Annotated in this window: 21 protein-coding genes; 14 read left to right on the top strand and 7 right to left on the bottom strand. The window is 30.8% G+C overall.

Going from position 1 to position 20,291, the window contains the following annotated elements; translation table 11 throughout:
* Positions 1-85: 85 nt before the first annotated feature.
* Positions 86-1,237: an acyltransferase family protein gene (locus B0A81_RS16300; protein WP_089059003.1), complete on the bottom strand. Its 1,152-nt coding sequence runs from the start codon at positions 1,235-1,237 to the stop codon at positions 86-88.
* 235 nt (positions 1,238-1,472) lie between these two features.
* Positions 1,473-2,435 carry a CgeB family protein gene (locus B0A81_RS16295; RefSeq protein ID WP_089059002.1) on the bottom strand — a complete coding sequence of 321 codons (963 nt, stop codon included), beginning with the start codon at positions 2,433-2,435 and terminating at the stop codon, positions 1,473-1,475.
* 59 nt (positions 2,436-2,494) lie between these two features.
* Here B0A81_RS16295 and B0A81_RS16290 point away from each other — a divergent pair, with 59 nt between their 5' ends.
* Entirely contained in the window at positions 2,495-3,259 is a 765-nt protein-coding gene (locus B0A81_RS16290; protein WP_089059042.1) for a lipopolysaccharide kinase InaA family protein, read from the top strand.
* Here B0A81_RS16290 and B0A81_RS16285 read toward each other — a convergent pair.
* Both B0A81_RS16285 and B0A81_RS16280 read right to left on the bottom strand, forming a co-directional pair.
* Positions 3,240-4,013 carry a glycosyltransferase family 2 protein gene (locus B0A81_RS16285; RefSeq protein WP_089059001.1) on the bottom strand — a complete coding sequence of 258 codons (774 nt, stop codon included), beginning with the start codon at positions 4,011-4,013 and terminating at the stop codon, positions 3,240-3,242. The two genes, B0A81_RS16290 and B0A81_RS16285, sit on opposite strands and share 20 nt — an antisense overlap.
* 19 nt (positions 4,014-4,032) lie before the next feature.
* Positions 4,033-5,097: a glycosyltransferase family 9 protein gene (locus B0A81_RS16280; RefSeq protein WP_089059000.1), complete on the bottom strand. Its 1,065-nt coding sequence runs from the start codon at positions 5,095-5,097 to the stop codon at positions 4,033-4,035.
* 126 nt (positions 5,098-5,223) lie between these two features.
* On the opposite strand from B0A81_RS16280, the gene B0A81_RS16275 reads away from it, so the two are divergent.
* The 3 genes from B0A81_RS16275 to B0A81_RS16265 all read left to right on the top strand — a co-directional run bounded on the left by B0A81_RS16275 (position 5,224) and on the right by B0A81_RS16265 (position 7,722).
* Positions 5,224-5,970 carry a glycosyltransferase family 2 protein gene (locus B0A81_RS16275; protein WP_089058999.1) on the top strand — a complete coding sequence of 249 codons (747 nt, stop codon included), beginning with the start codon at positions 5,224-5,226 and terminating at the stop codon, positions 5,968-5,970.
* Positions 5,971-6,245: 275 nt separating this feature from the next.
* Complete coding sequence (locus B0A81_RS16270; protein ID WP_089058998.1) at positions 6,246-6,959, top strand: polysaccharide deacetylase family protein; 714 nt, start codon at positions 6,246-6,248, stop codon at positions 6,957-6,959.
* A 4-nt stretch (positions 6,960-6,963) separates the two neighbouring features.
* Positions 6,964-7,722: a glycosyltransferase family 2 protein gene (locus tag B0A81_RS16265; protein WP_089058997.1), complete on the top strand. Its 759-nt coding sequence runs from the start codon at positions 6,964-6,966 to the stop codon at positions 7,720-7,722.
* 61 nt (positions 7,723-7,783) lie between these two features.
* Here B0A81_RS16265 and B0A81_RS16260 read toward each other — a convergent pair whose 3' ends face one another.
* A complete protein-coding gene (locus B0A81_RS16260) occupies positions 7,784-8,599 on the bottom strand; it encodes a 2,3,4,5-tetrahydropyridine-2,6-dicarboxylate N-succinyltransferase (protein WP_089058996.1) in 816 nt (271 codons plus the stop codon).
* 288 nt (positions 8,600-8,887) lie between these two features.
* Here B0A81_RS16260 and B0A81_RS16255 point away from each other — a divergent pair, with 288 nt between their 5' ends.
* From B0A81_RS16255 to B0A81_RS16235, 5 genes are all read left to right on the top strand, one after another.
* Positions 8,888-9,526, top strand: a complete 639-nt coding sequence (locus B0A81_RS16255; protein ID WP_089052449.1) for a PAS domain-containing protein — start codon at positions 8,888-8,890, stop codon at positions 9,524-9,526.
* 134 nt (positions 9,527-9,660) lie between these two features.
* Complete coding sequence (locus B0A81_RS16250) at positions 9,661-9,906, top strand: hypothetical protein (protein ID WP_089058995.1); 246 nt, start codon at positions 9,661-9,663, stop codon at positions 9,904-9,906.
* On the top strand, positions 9,896-10,177 hold the full coding sequence (locus tag B0A81_RS16245) for a type II toxin-antitoxin system RelE/ParE family toxin (protein ID WP_089058994.1): 282 nt from the start codon (positions 9,896-9,898) through the stop codon (positions 10,175-10,177). Before B0A81_RS16250 ends, B0A81_RS16245 begins: the two co-directional genes overlap by 11 nt.
* A gap of 24 nt (positions 10,178-10,201) precedes the next feature.
* Positions 10,202-10,618 (top strand): Holliday junction resolvase RuvX, encoded by a 417-nt coding sequence (gene ruvX / locus B0A81_RS16240; RefSeq protein WP_089052378.1) that lies wholly within the window; start codon positions 10,202-10,204, stop codon positions 10,616-10,618.
* 125 nt (positions 10,619-10,743) lie between these two features.
* Positions 10,744-12,240 carry a malate:quinone oxidoreductase gene (locus B0A81_RS16235; RefSeq protein WP_089058993.1) on the top strand — a complete coding sequence of 499 codons (1,497 nt, stop codon included), beginning with the start codon at positions 10,744-10,746 and terminating at the stop codon, positions 12,238-12,240.
* A gap of 38 nt (positions 12,241-12,278) precedes the next feature.
* Here the strand turns inward: B0A81_RS16235 and B0A81_RS16230 are convergent, their stop codons facing one another.
* Entirely contained in the window at positions 12,279-14,501 is a 2,223-nt protein-coding gene (locus B0A81_RS16230) for an FUSC family protein (protein WP_089058992.1), read from the bottom strand.
* A gap of 198 nt (positions 14,502-14,699) precedes the next feature.
* On the opposite strand from B0A81_RS16230, the gene def reads away from it, so the two are divergent.
* The 3 genes from def to mazG all read left to right on the top strand — a co-directional run bounded on the left by def (position 14,700) and on the right by mazG (position 16,713).
* Positions 14,700-15,290 carry a peptide deformylase gene (gene def, locus B0A81_RS16225; protein ID WP_089052375.1) on the top strand — a complete coding sequence of 197 codons (591 nt, stop codon included), beginning with the start codon at positions 14,700-14,702 and terminating at the stop codon, positions 15,288-15,290.
* Positions 15,291-15,355: 65 nt separating this feature from the next.
* Complete coding sequence (locus B0A81_RS16220) at positions 15,356-15,841, top strand: DUF5606 family protein (protein ID WP_089058991.1); 486 nt, start codon at positions 15,356-15,358, stop codon at positions 15,839-15,841.
* Between the two features lie 101 nt (positions 15,842-15,942).
* Entirely contained in the window at positions 15,943-16,713 is a 771-nt protein-coding gene (mazG, locus tag B0A81_RS16215) for a nucleoside triphosphate pyrophosphohydrolase (protein ID WP_089058990.1), read from the top strand.
* 1 nt (position 16,714) lies between these two features.
* On the opposite strand, the gene B0A81_RS16210 is transcribed toward mazG, so the two are convergent.
* On the bottom strand, positions 16,715-17,395 hold the full coding sequence (locus B0A81_RS16210; RefSeq protein WP_089052372.1) for a Crp/Fnr family transcriptional regulator: 681 nt from the start codon (positions 17,393-17,395) through the stop codon (positions 16,715-16,717).
* A gap of 202 nt (positions 17,396-17,597) precedes the next feature.
* Here B0A81_RS16210 and B0A81_RS16205 point away from each other — a divergent pair, with 202 nt between their 5' ends.
* Together B0A81_RS16205 and ccoS are read left to right on the top strand one after the other, a co-directional pair.
* Positions 17,598-19,985 carry a heavy metal translocating P-type ATPase gene (locus B0A81_RS16205; RefSeq protein ID WP_089058989.1) on the top strand — a complete coding sequence of 796 codons (2,388 nt, stop codon included), beginning with the start codon at positions 17,598-17,600 and terminating at the stop codon, positions 19,983-19,985.
* Between the two features lie 114 nt (positions 19,986-20,099).
* Positions 20,100-20,291, top strand: coding sequence for a cbb3-type cytochrome oxidase assembly protein CcoS (gene ccoS / locus B0A81_RS16200; RefSeq protein WP_089052370.1), 192 nt, complete (start codon positions 20,100-20,102; stop codon positions 20,289-20,291).

Genomic DNA, 20,291 nt, shown 5'->3' with positions numbered 1-20,291 from the left:
TGGCTATTAAGATTGCAAAGGTAGCAATAAAAAAAAATAATAAATTACCATTTTATTTACTTGGTTTGCTGGAATATTCGATAGATTATGCTTTGTTTTTTCTTTTTGCTAAAGACATTAAAGGCAGTTCGATATATTTAAAAGTCAGCTGACAAATCAGTATTAAAGGGAAAACAGATACCGTAATAATCGACCAAAATTCAACATCAGTTAATGTTTTTGCTTTTTCAAAGCCAACTATGTAATGAAATATAACAAACAGTAAAATACCATGAAGTAAATATAGACTGTAGGTAATTTGACCAAATTTACGCGAAAAAGCACTCGATAAAACTCCGAAAAAATTGTTTCCAGATGCTATAATCAAAAATACAATAGACGCCGCTATCAGCGGATAAGGTTTTCTGCCGCTGTTGAAAAAATAGACTGAAACAGCTAATAATAACAGTGCTAATATGGTGTACTTTTTCTGTTTTAAAATCGTATTAAGCTTTTTTGTGTTTATTAATAATGCAACACAAATTCCGCCAATAAAAGGCATAAAATGTCTTAATGACGATTTGTTTATAACCATAATTATTGCAGCGGTAATTGTAAAACCGATTAACGCTTTGTAGTTGATTTTTATTTTAAAGAACAATGCAATAAGAGGCAATAAAAAGTAAAAAATCCATTCGTAAGGCAATGTCCAAGTAATTCCGGCATTAAGAATAAAAGTGTCTTCTAAGCCATTTAAGTTTGAGTTTTTCTTGCTGACGTTAAAAAATATCCAAGAAAGAATGCTTTTTAAGTTTTCTAAAAACGGAACTCTAATAGTAAAATTAGTCAAGCAGGCAGCCAGAATAAAAATGATAATTACGGAGAAAAAATACATTGGAAAAAGCCTGAAAAATCTTGATTTAAGATAGTTTGACCAATCAATTTCTCCCGTTTTATTATTGAGTAATTTGGTTGTAAACAAAAAAGCAGTAATTATAAAAAAGAAAACAACAGTAGTTTCTCCAAATTGATTGAACAAGTTAGATTCTGGATCTTCCCAATTTTCAGTTTTTAAATATACCTGCCAGATATAACTGTGGTGTAAGAAAACAAAAAAGGCTAAATAACCTCGCAGTCCATCAATTTCGGGATAACTAACATCAGTTAACTTTATTTTTACTAGCCGATTAATTGCTAAAACAGATAGTACTAAGGCAATTAAAGCGGTAATTATAATCAGAGAAAAGGTGAAATTCATTTTGTTTTACATATTGAATAACACCAAAGTTTGACAATGAAAGTGAGGTGGTATTTTTATTTTTGTGCAAACATACAGAATGATTAATTAAAATTGAACGAATTACAGGGTGTTTTTTTATGTATTTAAGAAGTATAAATTGGTTAATTAAAGTATAAAAGAAATAAACAATACAGTATGAGAACGCCAAATACGCTCAGTTTTTAATATTGAAAAGCTGCAAAAAGTAAAGGATTTACTTGAGATTCTTAAAAATTACATTCTCGCACCATCCTTCGATAGTATATTGATGTAAGATAGAATCAGGAATTTTTTCGTATTCATTTTTAAAAAAATCGGGAGAAATTACAGGATTCTTTTCATCTATAATAAGAATGTTATTAGGATTATAAAAATCGTAATTTTTGATGTCAGAGTTCGTAGTAATTAACTTTTTATCCAAACCTAAGCTTTCAAAAACTCTAAAAGTTAATCCAATCTGACCAATTCTGTTAATGTCCAAAAGTACTTTTGAGCGGCCGATATAATCGTTTACTTCAGATAATGGCATATGTTTGTTGATATAAGTAATAGTATTATCAACAGGTTTTCGTTTTTTATCGTAAACAATAAATTTAAATTTTATTGATTTAGATTTTAACTCATCAGCGATTCGAGCTAAAATTGGCAGTCTTTTATCGATTGAGCTAATATTGAAAACATCGTATTCAAAAGCAGTATTGCTGCTTAAAGAAACATTGTTATTGTAGATCCAATTTGGAGCAAATTTTAGATTAAATTTCGCACAGTCATCTTTTTCAAACGAAAAAACGTCATCAAAACAATGCAGAACACGTTTAATTTTTGGACAACGATAGATATTGTCGTTAAAAAATCCAATAGACTTGTTAGTGTATTTTTTAAACTCAAGAATACTTTTAGGATCTATAAAATCACCTTTTATAGTTAGAATTACATCTTGAATTTCCTTATTTTCCTCTAACCGTTTTAAAATTTCTTTACCAAAATGCTGATGCTTTAGGTTTGGTTTGTTTAAAGCTTTTAAAATAAAATTATAAGCCTTGTGCAGTACAGATGGATATTTGTATTTGAAGGTGTTGAAATCGATATGCTGAACTATATGTCCTTGTTTTTCTAGAGTTGAAGCAATATGTTTATTGAGTCCCCAATTGTCAAGACTTATTAGTGTAATACGCATTATCGATATTTTTTTTTTATTAGATGGTAAAACTAACTAAATTTGCTGAAACATTTTTTATGATCTTAAGATTAAATCGAGGGTATGAAAAATTCGAAAATGAGATTGTCGAATTTATTCAGTTTTTTGACACCAAAGGAGAAGACTTCGTTATTGGTCAGCGTAATCAGATAAAACTTTTTGATTTTAACAATCAAAAAATAAATATCAAATCGTTTAAGGTTCCACATCTTATTAATAAAATCGCCTATAAATATTTTCGAAAATCAAAAGCAAGACGTTCTTACGAATTTGCAAATAAATTATTAGAATTAGGCGTAGGAACACCAAAACCAATTGCTTATGCCGAGTTTTCTTCGATCGTAGGTTTAGAGAAAAGTTTTTATATCAGCGAACAGCTTCAATGTGATCTGACTTATAGAGAACTGGTTGAAATTCCTGATTTTCCGGATCGCGAAAATATTTTAAGACAGTTTACCAGATTTAGTTTTGATCTTCATGAAAAAGGAATTGAGTTTTTAGACCATTCGCCTGGAAATACTTTGATTAAAAAGAACGCTGAGGGAAATTATGATTTCTTTTTAGTGGATTTAAATAGAATGGAATTTCATAAGACAATGACTTTTGAAATGCGTATGAAAAATTTATGCCGTTTAACTCCTCTTGAAGAAATGGTTGCGGTTATGAGTAATGAATACGCTAAATTATATTCAGAATCTGAAGAAAGAATTTTTGAGGTATTATGGAAATATACTTCTGATTTTCAGGAGAAGTTTTACAGAAAAAAGCGCTTAAAAAAGAAACTTAAATTTTGGAAGAAGTAAGTTCTTGCAGTTTTTTGTAACGAACAAAAACGCTATAAGCATTTAGGTAACAAATGGTAACGCCATTGAGACCGTCGAGAAAGCCAAGACGAATTAAAAATTGGTATAAAAAAGTATATAAAGGGTGAAGAATCATTAAAATATAAGATGATTTTTGCCCTTTTTTTAGTTTTTCATTCGCCTTCAAAATTCCGTAATTATACATTTTTGACTTGTAATCTTGATACGAAGTATAAGAAAAGTGAATGATTTTGTTCTTTAAAATCGAAGTTTTACCGTTTACGATTAACTTTTCATGAACCATTCTTTCGGCATTGTATCTGCAATCTGATTTTTTAAAAAGCCTGAAAATCTTGTCAGTCTGCCAGCCGCTGAAGTTTAACGGCTTATTTTTGAACATAAAAGTTCGATATATTAAATAAGCACTTGCAGTGTTATTGCTGTTTATTGTCGAGATAATTTCAGTTTTTAATTCTGAAGTCAATCGTTCATCGGCATCAATAAATAAAACCCAAGAATTTCTAGCTTGATCTAAAGCAAAATTACGTTGAGCAGTATAGTTTGTAAAATGATTCTGAATCAATTTTACATTCGGAAATGATTTGACTATAGCAACAGTTTGATCAGTGCTGTAGGAATCGATTACGATAATTTCATCAGCAAAATCAATGTCTTCGAGCAGAGATTTTATGTATCGTTCCTCGTTGAGTGTAATTATTAGAACCGATAATTTTTGCTCTTTATTAATATGCATAATGGTATCCTGAATATTCTCAGTTTTTGTACTCTTGAAAATAAGTTTCTAATTTTTCAAGCATTAATGGCAAAGGATACTCTGCATAATACTCAAAAGTATGTTCTTTTATGTATTGCTCAGTATGCTGCTCGTAAATTTCAGGTTTTAAGTCTTTCAAGTGAATAGAAGCATTTTTAGCCTCATTTTCAAATATTTGCCAAGTTTCTTTTCTAACAGAAGGTGTGAATATAGAAAATGTTGGAATTTCAAGTGCTTTTGCCATGTTTACCGCGCCGCCTTCATTTCCTATAAGCATTTCGCATTGTGATAGAAGTGCTAAAAAAGAACGTAATTCAGTACAATATAAATCAAAAGCAATGTGTTTTTTTGTTTCCTCACTACAATAATTATAAACTTCCATAGCAAGATCTTTTTGATCTGGAACATAATTAAAGATGATCGAAGCATTAGTTTTGGCAACCGTAAAATCAATTATTTTCGCCATTCCTTCAAGCGGATAAGTTTTATAAACCTCGCTTCCTAGAATTCCAAACATGATTAAGGGTTTGCTGGTGTCAATGTTATGACTTTTTAAAAGACTTTTGGCATCATTAATTTCAGATTCTTTTAAAAAGATTTTTGGTTTTACATCTGTAATTTTTTCAGATATAAAAGGTTTTAAAAGTAACAATCGGTTTTCGATTGCAAGACCGTGTTCTGATTTTACAGCATCAAAACGCTCGTAACTGTGATTGTAAAAAACGCTTGAATACCATTTATGATAAGAAACTTTATATTTTGCTCCAGAGAACAACGTAATTAAATTTGTTTCTAATTTGCTGTAAACATCAATTACAGCATTGTATTTTTTTCTTCGAATTTGAAAAATAAACTTAAATAAGGAAGGAATTGACTTTCTAACCTTATTTGTTAATACAATAACATTGTCAATATTAGGATTTTCTTTTAGAACATCAACAGAATTAGGATAGCACATATAATCTATTGTGGAATCTGGATATTTTGTTTTTAGATTATTACAAATTATTGTACTCGTTAATACGTCTCCAATTCTTTTTTGCTGAATGACTAATATTTTCATTTATTTCTTTAATTCAATTTGAGGCTAAATTACAAACTATTTTATAATGTGTGCAAGCTGATCGTTAAGAATAGGATAAAACTAATCTAAAAGTTATCTTTGCATTAAAACAAATCGAATTTTAGAATGGAAATAAGCGGCTTAGTTATTACTTTTAATGAAGAGAAAAACATAGGAAAATGCATTGATGCTTTATTAAAAGTTTGTAATGAAGTAATTATTGTAGATTCTTTTAGTAAAGATCGTACAGTAGAAATTGCCAAAGAAAAAGGTGCAATAGTTATTGAGCAGGCTTTTTTGGGCGACGGACCACAGCGTACTCATGGTTTGCCATACTGCAAAAATGATTGGATTTTAAATCTTGATGCGGATGAATTTTTAGATAAAGATGCTGAAGCATTTATTTTGAATAAAAAATATCTTGAAGGAAATTATGATGCATTTAGTTTTCGAGTAAAAAATTTCTTAGGCGATAAATTGATTAATTTTTCTGGATGGTATCCAGATCATAAAGTTCGTTTTTTCAATAAACAAACAGCGCATCCTTCTGATTCAAAAGTACATCAGAAAATAATTACTCAAAATGAGAAAAAAGTTGCGGTTCATATTTTGCATTACGGCTGGGATTCTTTAGATCAGATAATTGCCAAAAAGAATCAATATTCTGGTTGGCATGCACAGCAATTATTCGATCAAGGAAAAAGAATAAATACTTTTAAACCAGTACTTAATGGCGCCGTTGCATTTATTCGTTGTTACTTCTTTAAAAAAGGTATTTTTAATGGTATTGACGGACTTACAATTGCAATGATTCAAAGCTTTTTCTCTTATATAAAATATGCAAAGCTTTTAAAACTACAAAAAAAGCAATAATTAAAGAGCATCAAGATTAAAATTATTAAGAAAGATGCTCCATAAATATTTTAACTATAATTTATTGCAGACAATCTCAATGTCTGCTTTTTTTGTTTATAAAAATTAGGTTTACAGTTATTATAAACGTACGGAATCTTCTGTAAATCAACTTCGATTATTGCCTAATTTTACATTGGTTTACTAGTTGGATTCTTATTTTTAGGTTAAGAAATATTTTTTTTGTGAATAATAATACTATTAATGTTAGATTTGCAAAAAAAATGCAAAAGTAAATGTCAAAGCTGCCAATTTTAATGTACCATAATGTTGTTGAAGATGAAGCAAAATCTTTGAATTTATCTATTTCTGTGTCAAAGTTAGAGGCACAGTTTAAATTTCTTTGCGATAATAATTACACAACATTTCATTTTAAGGATCTAGACAATTTAAAAGAATTGCCATCAAAAAGCATTATTATTACTTTTGATGATGTTACCGAATGTCAGCTTTTATATGCTGTGCCTTTGCTCGAAAAATACCAATTAAAAGCTTCTTTCTTTATACCTTTTACTTACGTTGGAAATTTTGATTATTGGATAGAAGGAAAAGAAAAGATAATGAGTGCAGAACAATTAAAAGGATTAGACAGTAATCTTATTGAGTTGGGATATCATTCTTTTGAGCATAAAAAATACAGTTCATTATCTAAAGAAGAACTGGAAGCCGACTTTATTAAATCGAATAATTTTATACTTGAAAATCAATTAGATATAAAACCTGTTTTGGCATATCCTTTTGGAAATTATGCTAAGAAAGATACCGAATTTGCTGTTTTTGAAAAAATAATGCGCGATAATGGTATCAAATATGGTTTACGAATAGGGAACAGGGTGAATAAATTTCCTTTTAAGAACAACTATTTAGTAAAAAGAATAGATATAAAAGGAGAAGATAGTTTGTTGAAATTTAGATTGAAACTGAAAATAGGAAAGCTTAAAATATTTTAAGGAAATGGAAATTAGTGGGTTAGTAATTACCTATAATGAAGAAAAGTGTATAGGTAAATGTATTGATGCTTTGTTTAGAATTTGTGATGAAGTAATTGTTATAGATTCATTAAGTGTTGATAATACGGTTAAGATTGCAGAAGAAAAAGGGGCTAAAGTTATCTCGCAAGCTTTTTTAGGCGACGGACCCCAGAGAATTCACGGACTGCCTTATTGTAAAAACGATTGGATTTTAAATCTAGATGCTGATGAGATTTTGGCAGAAGATGCTGAAAAATTTATCTTATCAAGAAAATATGAAGACCAGCATTTTGATGTTTATGCTTTTAGTCTTTATAACTATTTAGGAAATAAGTTAATAAATTTTTCTGGCTGGTATCCTGATAAAACATCTCGTTTTTTTAATAAAAAAACAGCATCACCATCAAAAGACAGTGTTCATCAAAAGGTTTCAGGAAACAATAAAACCCATTTAAAAGTTCATGTCCACCATTATGCATGGGAGGATTTTGATCAGCTTATCAGGAAGAAAAATCTATATTCGACTTGGCATGCACAACAGCTTTTTGAACAGAATAAAAAGATTAATAGTTTTAAACCGATATTAAACGGTTTGGTTGCTTTTATAAGATGCTACTTTTTTAAAAAAGGCTTTTTAAATGGATTGGATGGTCTTACATTCGCAATGATTCAGAGCTTTTTTTCTTATATGAAATATGCTAAGCTTTTAAAGCTTCAGGAAGCAGGCAAGAAGCAGAAATAACAATAAAAAAGGAATGAGTTTTTGAAATTCATTCCTTTTTTCTTATTTATAAAGCTATAAATTAAACAGCAACATCGTATTCACGAAGTGCATTGTTTAGGGAAGTTTTTAAATCTGTAGAAGGTTTACGAGTACCAATGATTAAAGCACATGGAACTTGAAATTCGCCGGCAGCAAACTTTTTAGTATAACTTCCAGGAATTACAACTGAACGAGCAGGAACAAAACCTTTCATTTCAATAGGTTCATCGCCAGTAACGTCGATAATTTTTGTTGAAGCAGTTAAACACACATTAGCACCAAGAACAGCTTCTTTACCTACATGAACTCCTTCGACAACAATACAACGAGAACCAATAAAAGCACCGTCTTCGATAATAACTGGAGCAGCTTGCAATGGCTCAAGAACACCGCCAATACCAACACCACCGCTTAAGTGAACGTTTTTACCAATTTGAGCACAGCTTCCAACAGTTGCCCAAGTATCTACCATAGTTCCTTCATCTACATAAGCACCAATATTTACATAACTTGGCATTAAGATTACACCGCTTGAAATATAAGCTCCGTAACGTGCAACAGCATTTGGTACTACACGAATTCCTTTTTCAGCATAATTTCTTTTTAGTAACATTTTATCGTGGTATTCAAAAATACCAGACTCCCATGTTTCCATTTTTTGAATTGGGAAATACATTACAACAGCTTTTTTTACCCATTCGTTTACCTGCCATTTATCGCCAACTGGTTCAGCACAACGTAATTTTCCAGCATCAATTAATTCGATAACCTCTCTAATAGCGTCAGTTGTTGTAGTTTCTTGTAATAAAGCTCTGTTTTCCCAAGCTTGTTCAATTATAGTCTGTAAAGAATTCATAGTGTTTAATTTTTGGCAAAGATAAGGTATTTGGGCAAATGCAAAAAAGAGAAAGCCTTTTGAAGATGTTATATATTTAACTTTTTGTTTGTATTTTGATAAATAATAAAGAAGCAATAATATAAAAATTGAAATTAAGAGCCATTAAAAGTTTTTTTAATATCAAAATATGACAAAAATCAGATTTTGCTTTTTTTCTTCTGTCTAATTTCGCGACATAATTCCAGAGCAATTTTGTAAGGAAATTAAGCGTACAATCCAAAACAAATAATATAAGCAGAAAAAATGATGAATCAAGAAAATCAACTTCAAAATCGAATTCCAGTTATAGATAAAGAGGTTACGTGGGACAAGACACAAGTAATTATGAGTAAAACAAATGCGTTTGGTATTATTGAATATGCCAATGAAGTTTTTGTTGATGTTTCTGGTTATGAAGATTACGAATTAATGGGACAGCCGCATAATATTATTCGTCACCCAGATATGCCAAAAGTCATTTTTAAAGTTTTATGGGAAAATCTTAAAGCTGGAAAAAACTTCCATGCAATTGTAAAGAATTTAGCGAGATCTGGACGTTATTATTGGGTTATTACCGATTTTGAGATTGCAAAAGATGAAAACGGAGTCATTATGAACTATTTTGGAAGAAGACAAGCCGTTCCGCAAGAAGTTATTTCTCTGCATATTGAACCGTTGTATAAAAAACTGCTGCAAATAGAAGCTGCAAGCGGTGTTGAATACAGCGAGAAATATTTAATTGGATTTCTAGAGGAGAAAAAGAGAACTTATGTAGAGTATATAAAAGAGTTGATATACGAACATGAAAAAACACAGTCTAAGTTTGCGAATTACGAAGAGAAGGAAAAAGAAGACGAGGAGGAAGAGGAAGAAAGAGGCTTTTTTAGAAGACTGTTTAATAGATAGATATATTTTTTTAGTTTTAAATATTTTTGGTGAGGTCCGTTCTGAGTTTTTCAGAACGGATTTTTTATTAGAAAGTTAAACCTAAATGAGTTTACATAGAAAAGGTCTATATTTGTATGGTAAATGATAGTGTTATGGAAGCGATCAGATTAGAGTTTCAGCCGGAAATTAAAGAGAAAATCTTAAAATTATTAAGTTCATTTTCTTCAGATGAATTGAAAATAGTTGAGGAAGATAGCTTTGTTGATCCTAATTTTGTTAAAAATAAAAGAAAATTTGAGGCTACAGCAGCTAAAATTGATAATGGTACCGCAAAATTCTATACGTTTGAAGAGTTAGATGAAATTTTAGAAAAAACAATTTCTAAATATGAAGATTAGTTTTACGGAAGATTTTGCGTTACAACTTAAAGAATTAGTAAAATATATAGCTAAAGATAAACCAAAAGCTGCGAAAAAATTTAAACAAGATCTGCTTAAAAACATTAAAAAAGATTTAATGAATCCTTTTTATTTTAAAAAGTCTATTTACTTTAAAGACGAAAAGTATAGAGATTATGTTTTTAAAGGTTATACTACAATTATAAGAATCGAATCTGAAATAGAAATAGTTTATATTATTGGTATTTTAAAACATAAAGCATTATTTTAAAGTAAATTTGCTAAAAAAAATAAAATGCCTAGAATCCTCTCATTAGATTACGGACAAAAACGTACAGGAATTGCTGTTACTGACGAAATGCAGATTATTGCATCAGGATTAACTACGATTCCAACTCATACTTTAATTGATTTTCTAAAAGATTATTTCGCTAAAGAAAAAGTAGAAGCAGTTTTAATAGGCGAGCCAAAACAAATGAACGGCGAACCATCTCAGAGTGCATCGATAATTAAAGGTTTTGTAACTCACTTTTCAAATATTTTTCCCGAAATGAAGGTAATTCGTGTTGATGAACGATTTACTTCAAAAATGGCATTCCAGACCATGATCGACAGTGGTTTGAGTAAAAAGCAAAGACAGAATAAAGGTTTGATTGATGAGATTTCGGCAACAATTATGCTTCAGGATTATCTTTCTTCAAAGCGTTTTTAGGTTTATTTCTGATTAATTTCACATTTTTGGAAAAATTTATAATTTTCTAACTTTTATCATGTAAAAATTAGTTTTTTTTTGCGATTGAAAAAGGTACCTTTGCACTTTAAAAACAAATTACTGTTATGCCTGACAATACAATACGTTCCAATAGTGAAGTAGTGCTTATTGGAGCTGGAATTATGAGTGCAACTCTTGGATTAATTTTAAAAGAGCTGCAACCAGATATTAAAATTGAAATTTATGAAAGATTAGATGTGGCTGCTGCCGAAAGTTCCGATGCTTGGAACAATGCAGGAACCGGACACTCTGCTTTTTGTGAATTAAATTATACCCCAGAAAAGGCTGACGGAAGCATTGATCCAAAAAAAGCAATTAGTATTGCTGAATCTTTTGAAATTTCCCGCCAGTTTTGGTCTTATTTGGTACAACAAAATAAAGTACCTTCTCCAGAAAATTTTATAAAAAGTGTTCCTCATATGAGTTTTGTTTGGGGAGATAAAAATGTAGAATACCTTAAAAAGAGATTTAAAGCACTTCAAAGTAATCCTATTTTTTCTGAAATGACATTCAGTACTGATTTTAATCAGTTAAAAGAATGGATGCCATTGGTTATGGAAGGCAGAGCGGCTGATGAAAAATTAGCAGCTACTCACATGGAAATTGGTACCGATGTTAATTTTGGTGCGCTGACAAGAAGCATGTTTAATTATCTTGAAAAATTAGATGGTGTTAATTTATACTTTAACCACGAGGTTAAAAAATTAAAACAACGCGAGGATAAATCTTGGAGAATTAAAATCACTGATTTATCTACTGGTCAAAAGCGAAAAGCATATACTAAATTTGTGTTTATTGGAGCTGGTGGAGGTTCGTTACCTTTATTAGAAAAAGCAAATGTTCCTGAAGGAGCAGGTTATGGTGGATTTCCAGTAAGCGGACAATGGTTAAAATGTACAAATCCAGACGTTATTGCAAAACATCAGGCTAAAGTTTATGGAAAAGCAAGTGTAGGAGCACCGCCAATGTCAGTTCCACATATCGATACACGTGTAATCGATGGTGAAAAAGCATTGTTGTTTGGTCCTTTTGCAGGATTCTCAACACGATTCTTGAAAAATGGTTCGTATTTAGATCTTCCACTATCGATTAAAGCAAACAATTTAATTCCTATGCTTTCTGCAGGATATCATAATATTCCTTTAACAAAATATCTAATTGAGCAAGTTCGTCAAACTCCGAAAGACAGAATGAAAGCACTTCGTGAATATTTGCCAAGCGCTCGTTCTAAAGATTGGAAATTAGAAAAAGCAGGACAACGTGTGCAGGTTATTAAAAAAGGTGAAGATGGAGGCGGAGTTCTAGAGTTTGGTACAGAAGTTATCAGCACACACGACGGAAGTTTAGCAGTTTTATTAGGGGCTTCTCCTGGAGCATCTACTGCAGTTGCCATTATGATTGATTTGATTGGAAGATGTTTTACAAATCAGATTAAAACACCAGAATGGGAAGCAAAAATGAAAGAAATGATTCCTTCTTATGGAAAAACGCTTAATGACAAACCAGAACTTTTAGCAGAACTTAGAAAAGAAACTGCCGAGGTTTTGAAATTGAATAATTAAAGTCAATATTTATATAAAAAACAACAAATCCAGATCAATTAATCTGGATTTGTTGTTTTTAGTTCTTTTGTAATTTTTAATATTTTTTCTGCAAGATTGCTCATCCAAATTAATTGCTCAATAACCATTTGAGCTTCCTGCATTTTTGCTTGACGTGTTTCCTTGTCCAGTTCATCATCAGCAGCAAGACGCGAAAAATTTCGGCGTTTAAGCTCTTCAAATTGCAGTGTAACATCTTCTTTGTCAAAGAAAGTATCTGTTATAATAGCTTCATTTCTTAAAATTGAAATAGAATGCTCTAAATTTTGAAGAATAGTTTTTATGATGTAATTGAATGATTCTGAGGCCGATGTTGTTTGATGTGACTGTATGTAAGTTGACAAAGAAGCTAAAGCTGATAAAAAAGAATGATTTAAAACCACTAACTTGTTTACCAAAGGCATAGTTTTTTGCTTAGATTTTGGTTCTTGCATCATCCTTTGAAAAGAAGTCATTAAATTTCCAGTCTCAACAAAAGCGTTTTTTCTTGCTAATTTATAAGAGGTAGGAACTTCACCTTTTTTATTATAGAAATCAGCAATTTCTTTAAGATAATTTCTATTTGCTCTAATCGAATTTTCGATATGAATTGGTGTATTTAAAAATTCCCAAGCCGGCCATAAAAATTGATTGGCGATAAAAGCCAAAGTGGCGCCAGCAAGCGAATCGAGTATTCTAAACTGAATTACTTCAACAACATTTGGCGTCAAAATTCCGTAAATAAACACAACATACATCGTTACAAATGTGGCGCTTATTTTATAGTTAATTTGAGTAAACGAGATTCCGAGAAGCATACAAACAATCGAGAAAATACTCAAAGCAACATGGTTTTGAATAAGTGATACAATTCCAAACGCTAAAAGGCCTCCTAGAATAGTTCCGAAAATTCTATTATACGATCTTTCTTTAGTTAAGCCATATCCAGGGCGCATAATTACAACTATAGTTAACAGAATCCAGTAATTATTTTGAAGATGTAATAATTGACCAAGAATTAAACCGCACAAAATAGTTACCGTTAAGCGAATCGAATGTCTGAATATTGACGACGAATAGCTTAGATTTTCAATTAAAGTTCGCAGTGGATAATATTGCGGTGTTAAGAATTTTTCTAATTCCTTGTCTTTATCTTTTAATTTATAAGACTGCATTGCCAGTGATAATGCACGTTGAATAGTTTTGATTTTTCCAACTTGATTTTTGGCGTATTTCAGCATATTAGTAAGCATTAATACGCCTTCTGCAGCTTCTTCTTTACCTAGACTCTTTTCATAATCAAAAATTGCAAACTCAAGAGCATCAAGTTCATCTTTCAAATCATTTTTGTCAACATAAACAGCAATATGTTGTACGTTTTTAGAAAGCTTTTTTAAAGTTGATGCCAGTTTATAAGCTACATTTTGATAGCTGCGTAAAACTTCAGGATGTTTATTAAATTTTTCATGAATCTTATTATGATCAAAAGAAGTATACAAAGCAAGCTCTTGAATTTCTACTAAGGTTATAAAAACCAACAGCATTTTTCGATTTTGACTTGTTGTTCCTGATGTATTTTGATTTCCAATCAGCATTTTTCTCAAATCTTCATGAATCAAATTAAGATCAACTTGTATTGCGAGTTGTTTTTCGATTATCTTTTCTCGATTTGCTTCAGGATTCCATAAATCGCCTCTAAGTTTTAAGTATTTAGACGTTAGCTTTATACCTTCGGCAATTTGCAGTTCTATATATTTATAAGGCTGTACAAAGTGAAAAACAAGAGAAACTACTAAATATAAAATTCCTCCGACAAAAATAAAACCAGAGTATTGAAAAGCTTCCCAGCCTTCATGCAAGTGACCAAATGATAATGAAATCGATAATAAAGCAGAAAATGAAACCAATGTTGCTCTCTGGCCATATACCGAAATCATTGAGCATATAAACAATAGAAAGCCCAAAAAAGGATAAAATAAGTAAGGATGCGGATAGGCAAGATTTACTAACAAATTTACACCCGAAACAATAAAAGAAGCAACAATAAGACCTTTTATTTTATGACTTAAAGAACTTGGAATATCACTGGGATATGTATAAAATGCACCTAATGCGATTGTAAAACCTATTTCGAAATGTCCTAAAAAATTTAAAATTAAAACGGGTACAACTGAGGCGATGGTTACTTTTGACGCATTTAAAAAAGAAGTACTATTTGTGAATTTCGAGATACGTTCAAACATAAAGTGAGGTTTACTAGCAAAGGTAAGAATTGTACGAGCTATTTTGGCATAATTATAGCTGAGTTTTTAGAAGCATGCAAAATATATCATAAATATAGGTTTAAAATTATTCATTGACTATTTTTTACTATTTTTGCCAGCTGAAATATAAGAACCCAATATAGGGTTTTTGTTAGATAAAACATTAAACAAGAACAAATGATTTTACCAATTGTAGGATATGGTGACCCAGTTTTAAGAAAAGTGGGTACGGCAATTACACCAGATTATCCAAACTTAAAAGAGACTTTAGCAAACATGTATGAAACCATGTATAATGCATATGGAGTTGGGCTTGCTGCACCGCAGGTTGGCCTTCCAATTCGTGTGTTTGTTATTGATACAACTCCTTTTAGTGACGATGAGGATTTATCATCAAATGAGCAGAAAGATTTGAAAGGCTTTAAAAAGACTTTCATCAATGCAAAAATCATTAAAGAAGAAGGTGAAGAGTGGAGTTTTAATGAAGGATGTTTAAGTATTCCAGATGTTCGTGAAGACGTTTATAGAAAACCAACCGTTACTATCGAATATTGTGAAGAAGATTTTGTAATGAAAACGGAAGTTTTTGATGGTTTAATCGCCAGAGTTATTCAGCACGAATACGATCATATCGAAGGCGTTTTATTTACAGATAAAATATCATCTTTGAAAAAACGTTTGATTCAGAAAAAATTGAAAAATATTACTGAAGGTAAAACATTTCAAGAATATAGAATGAAATTTGCTGCTGCTAAAAAAGGAAGATAAATGTTCGGAATAATTTAGAACATAAAAAAAATATAATAAAATTCTTAATACTAATTTTAATAAACATGAATTTAGACAAAATTTTAGCCATTTCTGGGAAACCAGGTTTATATGTATTGAAAGTACAGACTCGTACAGGTTTTGTGGCAGAATCATTATTAGACGGAAAAAAAATTACTGTAAACTTAAAAAGTAATGTAAGTTTATTATCAGAAATTTCAATTTATACATACGAAGGAGAAAAACCATTGACTGAAGTAATGCAAAAAATTGCTGCTAAAGAAAACAAAGGTCAAGCTATTTCGCATAAAGAAGATAACGCAACATTAAGTGCTTATTTTAAAGAAATTTTACCAGAATATGACGAAGAAAGAGTTTATCCTTCTGATATTAAAAAAGTATTAAACTGGTATAATTCACTTCAAGCTAAAGGTTTAGTTACTGATTTAGCACCAGCTGCAGCAGAAGCTCCAGAAGAAACTCCAGCAGTAGAAGAAAAAGTGAAAAAAGCTCCAGCTGCTAAAAAAGCAAAAGCTCAGAAAGAAGAATAATAGTTTTTCTGAATTTAAATATATTAATCCTGTTGAGATGTTTTCTTGACAGGATTTTTTACTTTTACAATCACTTGCCTGAAACATAAAAAATATAAAAAATGAGCAAAGAACTTCAATTAAAAGCTTTTGAAAGATTATTAATTATAATGGATGAACTTCGTGAGCAATGCCCGTGGGATAAAAAACAGACATTGCAAACGCTGAGACATTTAACGATTGAAGAAACTTACGAATTGGGTGATGCTATTTTAGATAATGATTTGAATGAAGTAAAAAAAGAACTAGGTGATTTACTGCTTCACATTGTTTTTTATGCAAAAATAGGTTCAGAAACAAATGATTTTGATATTGCTGATGTATGTAATGAAATTTGTGGTAAATTGATTCATCGCCATCCTCATATATACAGCGACACAGTCGTGAAAGATGAAGAAGAAGTAAAACAAAACTGGGAAAAGCTTAAACTTAAAGAAGGTAAAAAATCAGTTTTAGAAGGTGTACCTAGAAGTCTTCCTGCATTAGTAAAAGCAAGCCGTATTCAAGATAAAGTAAAAGGTGTTGGTTTTGATTGGGAAGAACCGCATCAAGTTTGGGATAAGGTTCAAGAAGAATTAGAAGAACTTCAAGTAGAAGTTAGATCCGGCGATCAAGATAAAATTGAAGCCGAATTTGGAGATGTTTTATTCTCCATGATAAATTATGCGCGTTTTTTAAATGTTAATCCAGAAGATGCCCTGGAACGCACTAATAAAAAATTCATCAAACGCTTTCAATATTTAGAAAGTAAAGCAGGTGAATTAGGGAAACCTTTAATGGATATGACTTTAGCCGAAATGGATGTTTTCTGGAACGAAGCAAAAAAGCAATAAACTATTCGGCCATTTTTTTTAGAGCCTTAATATTTTTCAGCATAATTTTTTTTCCAACAAGTTCAATCAGGTCCAGTTTATTAAAATCAGATAATAAACGGATACAGCTTTCTGTTGCTGTACCTATTATTCCCGCCAATTCCTCTCTTGTAAGTTGTACTTTTAAGGTTTTGTCTGTGTTTTCACCAAAACCTTCATGCAACTGTAATAAAGTTTCAGCTAAACGCTGTTTTACTGTTTTTTGAACTAAAGCAATTTTATCATTTTCAGATTCTTTTAAATCTTCGCAGACAGACTGCATTAAATTCAAAGAGAATTGATTGTTTGTATTGAAGAAATGTATGATTTCGTTTTTAGGAATAAAGCAAACCTCCATATCTGCAACCGCTTTTGCAGTTAAGTTTGCAGGTTCATTGCTGATCATTGAGCGTTGTCCTAATAATTCACCAGATTTTACCAGTTTTACAATCTGATCTTTTCCGTTAGCGCTTAACTTAGAAAGTTTTCCAACACCATCTTTAACACAAAATACACCATTGGTAACTTCGCCTTCTTCAAAAATAGCTTCGCCTTTTTTAATTGTATAGGTAGTTTTGCTGCTAGCCAATTTTACAACTTCATCTTTACTGAGGGCTTTTAGAGAAGAAAGTTGTCTTACGATACATTGATCACATTTACTCATGGCAAAAAAATTTAGTGCAAAATTAACCAATATTGACGTTTAATACTAGTAATATCGCTTAAAATATCTATAAAAAAGAGGATGATGCAATTTGGCAGTTTTATTTTCATTAAATTAGAATTCTATTTCATTTTAATATGATAATTGTCATAGTTAAAAGTGGTACTTATTTTGAATATTTGTTGCATTAAAAAAACAAATTATGATTGAGCAGAGTTGTTTTCATTGCGGATTAACTATTCCTAAAAATGAAGAAATCAATTTTGATGAAAAAAAGTTTTGTTGCACCGGTTGTAAAACGGTTTATGAAATTTTCAGTTTTCATGATTTGACCTGTTATTACGATTTTCAAAAATCACCGGGAGCGACACCGCAAGATATTCAGGGGAAATATGATTTTTTAGATAATGAAGCAATCCTTTCAAAAGTTTTAGAATTTCAGGAAGGAAATACCGCTATAGTTTCATTAAGTATTCCGCACATTCATTGCAGTTCATGTATTTGGATTCTAGAAAATCTTAACCGTCTTGAAACGGGAATAAGTACTTCGCAGGTTAATTTTCCAGAGAAAAAAGTTCGAATTACCTTCAATTCAGACGTGGTTTCACTAAAATCAATAGCTTATTTATTAAGTTCAATTGGTTATGAACCTTATATAAGTTTAGAAAATTACGAAACAGGAAAAAACAATGTTGACAGAAGTTTGACGTATAAACTGGGTGTTGCCTTTTTTTGTTTCGGAAATATTATGCTTCTTTCATTTCCTGAGTATTTTGAAATAAAAGAGTTTTGGCTGGATAATTATAAACCGTTTTTTAGGATATTGATTTTTGTTTTGGCACTGCCAAGTTTCTTATATTCTGCAAGTGGTTATTACGTTTCAGCTTATAAAAGCATAAAATCAAAAATGCTTAATATAGATATTCCAATTGCTTTAGGAATCATCGTAATGTTCATTCGCAGTACTTTTGATATGGTGATGAATTATGGTCCTGGCTTTTTTGATAGTCTAACAGGGTTAGTATTCTTTATGCTCCTTGGAAAAATGTTTCAAATTAAAACGTATAGCTTTTTAAGTTTTGAACGTGATTTTAAATCTTATTTCCCTATTGCAGTTACTCGTATAAATCCTGATTTATCAGAAGAAAGCGTTCCTATTTATGATGTTTTAAAAGGAAATCGTTTGTTGATACGAAATCAGGAGTTAATTCCTGTTGATGGAATTTTAATAAGCGAAAAGGCTGAGATTGACTATAGTTTTGTAACAGGAGAAGCAGATCCTATTATTAAGAAGTCTGGAGATAAAGTATTTGCCGGTGGAAAACAGATTGGAAAAGTCATTGAAATGGAAGTACTGCAATCTGTTTCACAAAGTTACTTAACGCAATTATGGAGTAATGAGATATTTCAGAAAAAAGTACTTCAAAAGCATAAAACGATTACCGATGCAATAAGTCGTTATTTTACTCCTATTTTATTATTGATAGCCTTTGCAGGTTTCGGTTATTGGATTTTTATAGATGCAACTACAGCATTTAATGTTTTTACGGCGGTTTTAATCGTTGCCTGTCCTTGTGCGCTTGCGTTAACTGCACCATTTACTTTTGGTAATATACTGCGTATAATGGGGAAACAAAAAATGTACTTGAAAAATGCATTGGTTATTGAGCAATTAGCAAAAGTTGATACTATAGTTTTTGATAAAACAGGAACTATTACGACCAATAAAAAGTCTAATATTTTATATGAAGGAAAAGAGATTTCGAAAGAAAATTATATCCTGATAAAAAACGTTCTTCGTGGTTCAAACCACCCTTTAAGCCGTATGCTGTATGATTTTTTACCTGATGAGGATCGCATTAAAATTGACGAATTTACGGAGATAACAGGAAAAGGAATTTTGGCAGAAGTTAATAATCGAACAATAAAAATCGGGTCAGCTTCTTTTGTAGGAAATCCAAGTTTAAATACGTCAGAAATAGAACGAACTGCACTGCATATAAAGATTGATGATTTGTATTATGGACAGTTTGTGTTTCAAAATAAGTATAGGGAAGGTTTGGAGAAACTTTTTGCAACACTCAGCAGGGATTATAATATTAAAGTCCTTTCGGGAGATAATGATGGTGAAAGAGCTAATCTGGAAGCTATTTTACCTAAAAACACAGAATTGGTTTTTAATCAAAAACCCGAACAAAAACTTGATTTTATTAAAAAACTGCAAGATGCAGGAAAGAATGTTATGATGGTTGGTGATGGACTGAATGATGCTGGAGCATTAGCGCAAAGTAATGTAGGAGTATCAGTTTCTGAAAATGTCAATGTTTTTTCTCCGGCTTGTGATGCTATTTTGGATGCAGGAGAGTTTTACAGATTAGATTATTTTTTAAAACTGTCGCATAAATCCATATTAATCATCAAAATGAGTTTTGGATTGTCGCTGCTGTATAACATAGTCGGGCTCTCATTTGCTGTAACAGGAAATTTACTACCTTTAGTTGCGGCCATTATAATGCCATTGAGTACAATTACAATTGTCAGCTTTGTAACTGTCATGTCTAACTATTTTAGCAAGAGTAGTTTAGAATGATTTTAAATAATTCAAAGAGTAAATTTTATAAATTTAACATTATTCTTTGATTATGATAATTATCATATTTTACACGCAGGTAACCTATTAATTTTGTTAACATAAATTTACGGTATGAGTGTTATTTATCTATTAATTTCAGTAAGTATTTTCGTAGCAATATGTTTCTTTATTGCTTTCATCGCAGCGGTCAAATCTGGGCAGTACGATGACGATTATACGCCTTCGGTCAGAATACTTTTTGACGACGAAACCAAAATTACTTCCCAAAATAATAATTCACCAATAGAAGAAAAACAAGTATAA

The organism is Flavobacterium plurextorum, from assembly GCF_002217395.1.
GTDB lineage: Bacteria > Bacteroidota > Bacteroidia > Flavobacteriales > Flavobacteriaceae > Flavobacterium > Flavobacterium plurextorum.
The sequence above is the reverse complement of the archived record's forward strand: the minus strand, read 5'-3'. Positions and strand labels throughout refer to the sequence as shown.

Bases quoted from the DNA above. Each gene is read 5' to 3' on its own strand.
- B0A81_RS16300 (WP_089059003.1), bottom strand. From the start codon at position 1,237: ATGAATTTCACCTTTTCTCTGATTATAATTACCGCTTTAATTGCCTTA.
- B0A81_RS16295 (WP_089059002.1), bottom strand. From the start codon at position 2,435: ATGCGTATTACACTAATAAGTCTTGACAATTGGGGACTCAATAAACAT.
- B0A81_RS16290 (WP_089059042.1), top strand. From the start codon at position 2,495: ATGATCTTAAGATTAAATCGAGGGTATGAAAAATTCGAAAATGAGATT.
- B0A81_RS16285 (WP_089059001.1), bottom strand. From the start codon at position 4,013: ATGCATATTAATAAAGAGCAAAAATTATCGGTTCTAATAATTACACTC.
- B0A81_RS16280 (WP_089059000.1), bottom strand. From the start codon at position 5,097: ATGAAAATATTAGTCATTCAGCAAAAAAGAATTGGAGACGTATTAACG.
- B0A81_RS16275 (WP_089058999.1), top strand. From the start codon at position 5,224: ATGGAAATAAGCGGCTTAGTTATTACTTTTAATGAAGAGAAAAACATA.
- B0A81_RS16270 (WP_089058998.1), top strand. From the start codon at position 6,246: ATGTCAAAGCTGCCAATTTTAATGTACCATAATGTTGTTGAAGATGAA.
- B0A81_RS16265 (WP_089058997.1), top strand. From the start codon at position 6,964: ATGGAAATTAGTGGGTTAGTAATTACCTATAATGAAGAAAAGTGTATA.
- B0A81_RS16260 (WP_089058996.1), bottom strand. From the start codon at position 8,599: ATGAATTCTTTACAGACTATAATTGAACAAGCTTGGGAAAACAGAGCT.
- B0A81_RS16255 (WP_089052449.1), top strand. From the start codon at position 8,888: ATGAATCAAGAAAATCAACTTCAAAATCGAATTCCAGTTATAGATAAA.
- B0A81_RS16250 (WP_089058995.1), top strand. From the start codon at position 9,661: ATGGAAGCGATCAGATTAGAGTTTCAGCCGGAAATTAAAGAGAAAATC.
- B0A81_RS16245 (WP_089058994.1), top strand. From the start codon at position 9,896: ATGAAGATTAGTTTTACGGAAGATTTTGCGTTACAACTTAAAGAATTA.
- ruvX (WP_089052378.1), top strand. From the start codon at position 10,202: ATGCCTAGAATCCTCTCATTAGATTACGGACAAAAACGTACAGGAATT.
- B0A81_RS16235 (WP_089058993.1), top strand. From the start codon at position 10,744: ATGCCTGACAATACAATACGTTCCAATAGTGAAGTAGTGCTTATTGGA.
- B0A81_RS16230 (WP_089058992.1), bottom strand. From the start codon at position 14,501: ATGTTTGAACGTATCTCGAAATTCACAAATAGTACTTCTTTTTTAAAT.
- def (WP_089052375.1), top strand. From the start codon at position 14,700: ATGATTTTACCAATTGTAGGATATGGTGACCCAGTTTTAAGAAAAGTG.
- B0A81_RS16220 (WP_089058991.1), top strand. From the start codon at position 15,356: ATGAATTTAGACAAAATTTTAGCCATTTCTGGGAAACCAGGTTTATAT.
- mazG (WP_089058990.1), top strand. From the start codon at position 15,943: ATGAGCAAAGAACTTCAATTAAAAGCTTTTGAAAGATTATTAATTATA.
- B0A81_RS16210 (WP_089052372.1), bottom strand. From the start codon at position 17,395: ATGAGTAAATGTGATCAATGTATCGTAAGACAACTTTCTTCTCTAAAA.
- B0A81_RS16205 (WP_089058989.1), top strand. From the start codon at position 17,598: ATGATTGAGCAGAGTTGTTTTCATTGCGGATTAACTATTCCTAAAAAT.
- ccoS (WP_089052370.1), top strand. From the start codon at position 20,100: ATGAGTGTTATTTATCTATTAATTTCAGTAAGTATTTTCGTAGCAATA.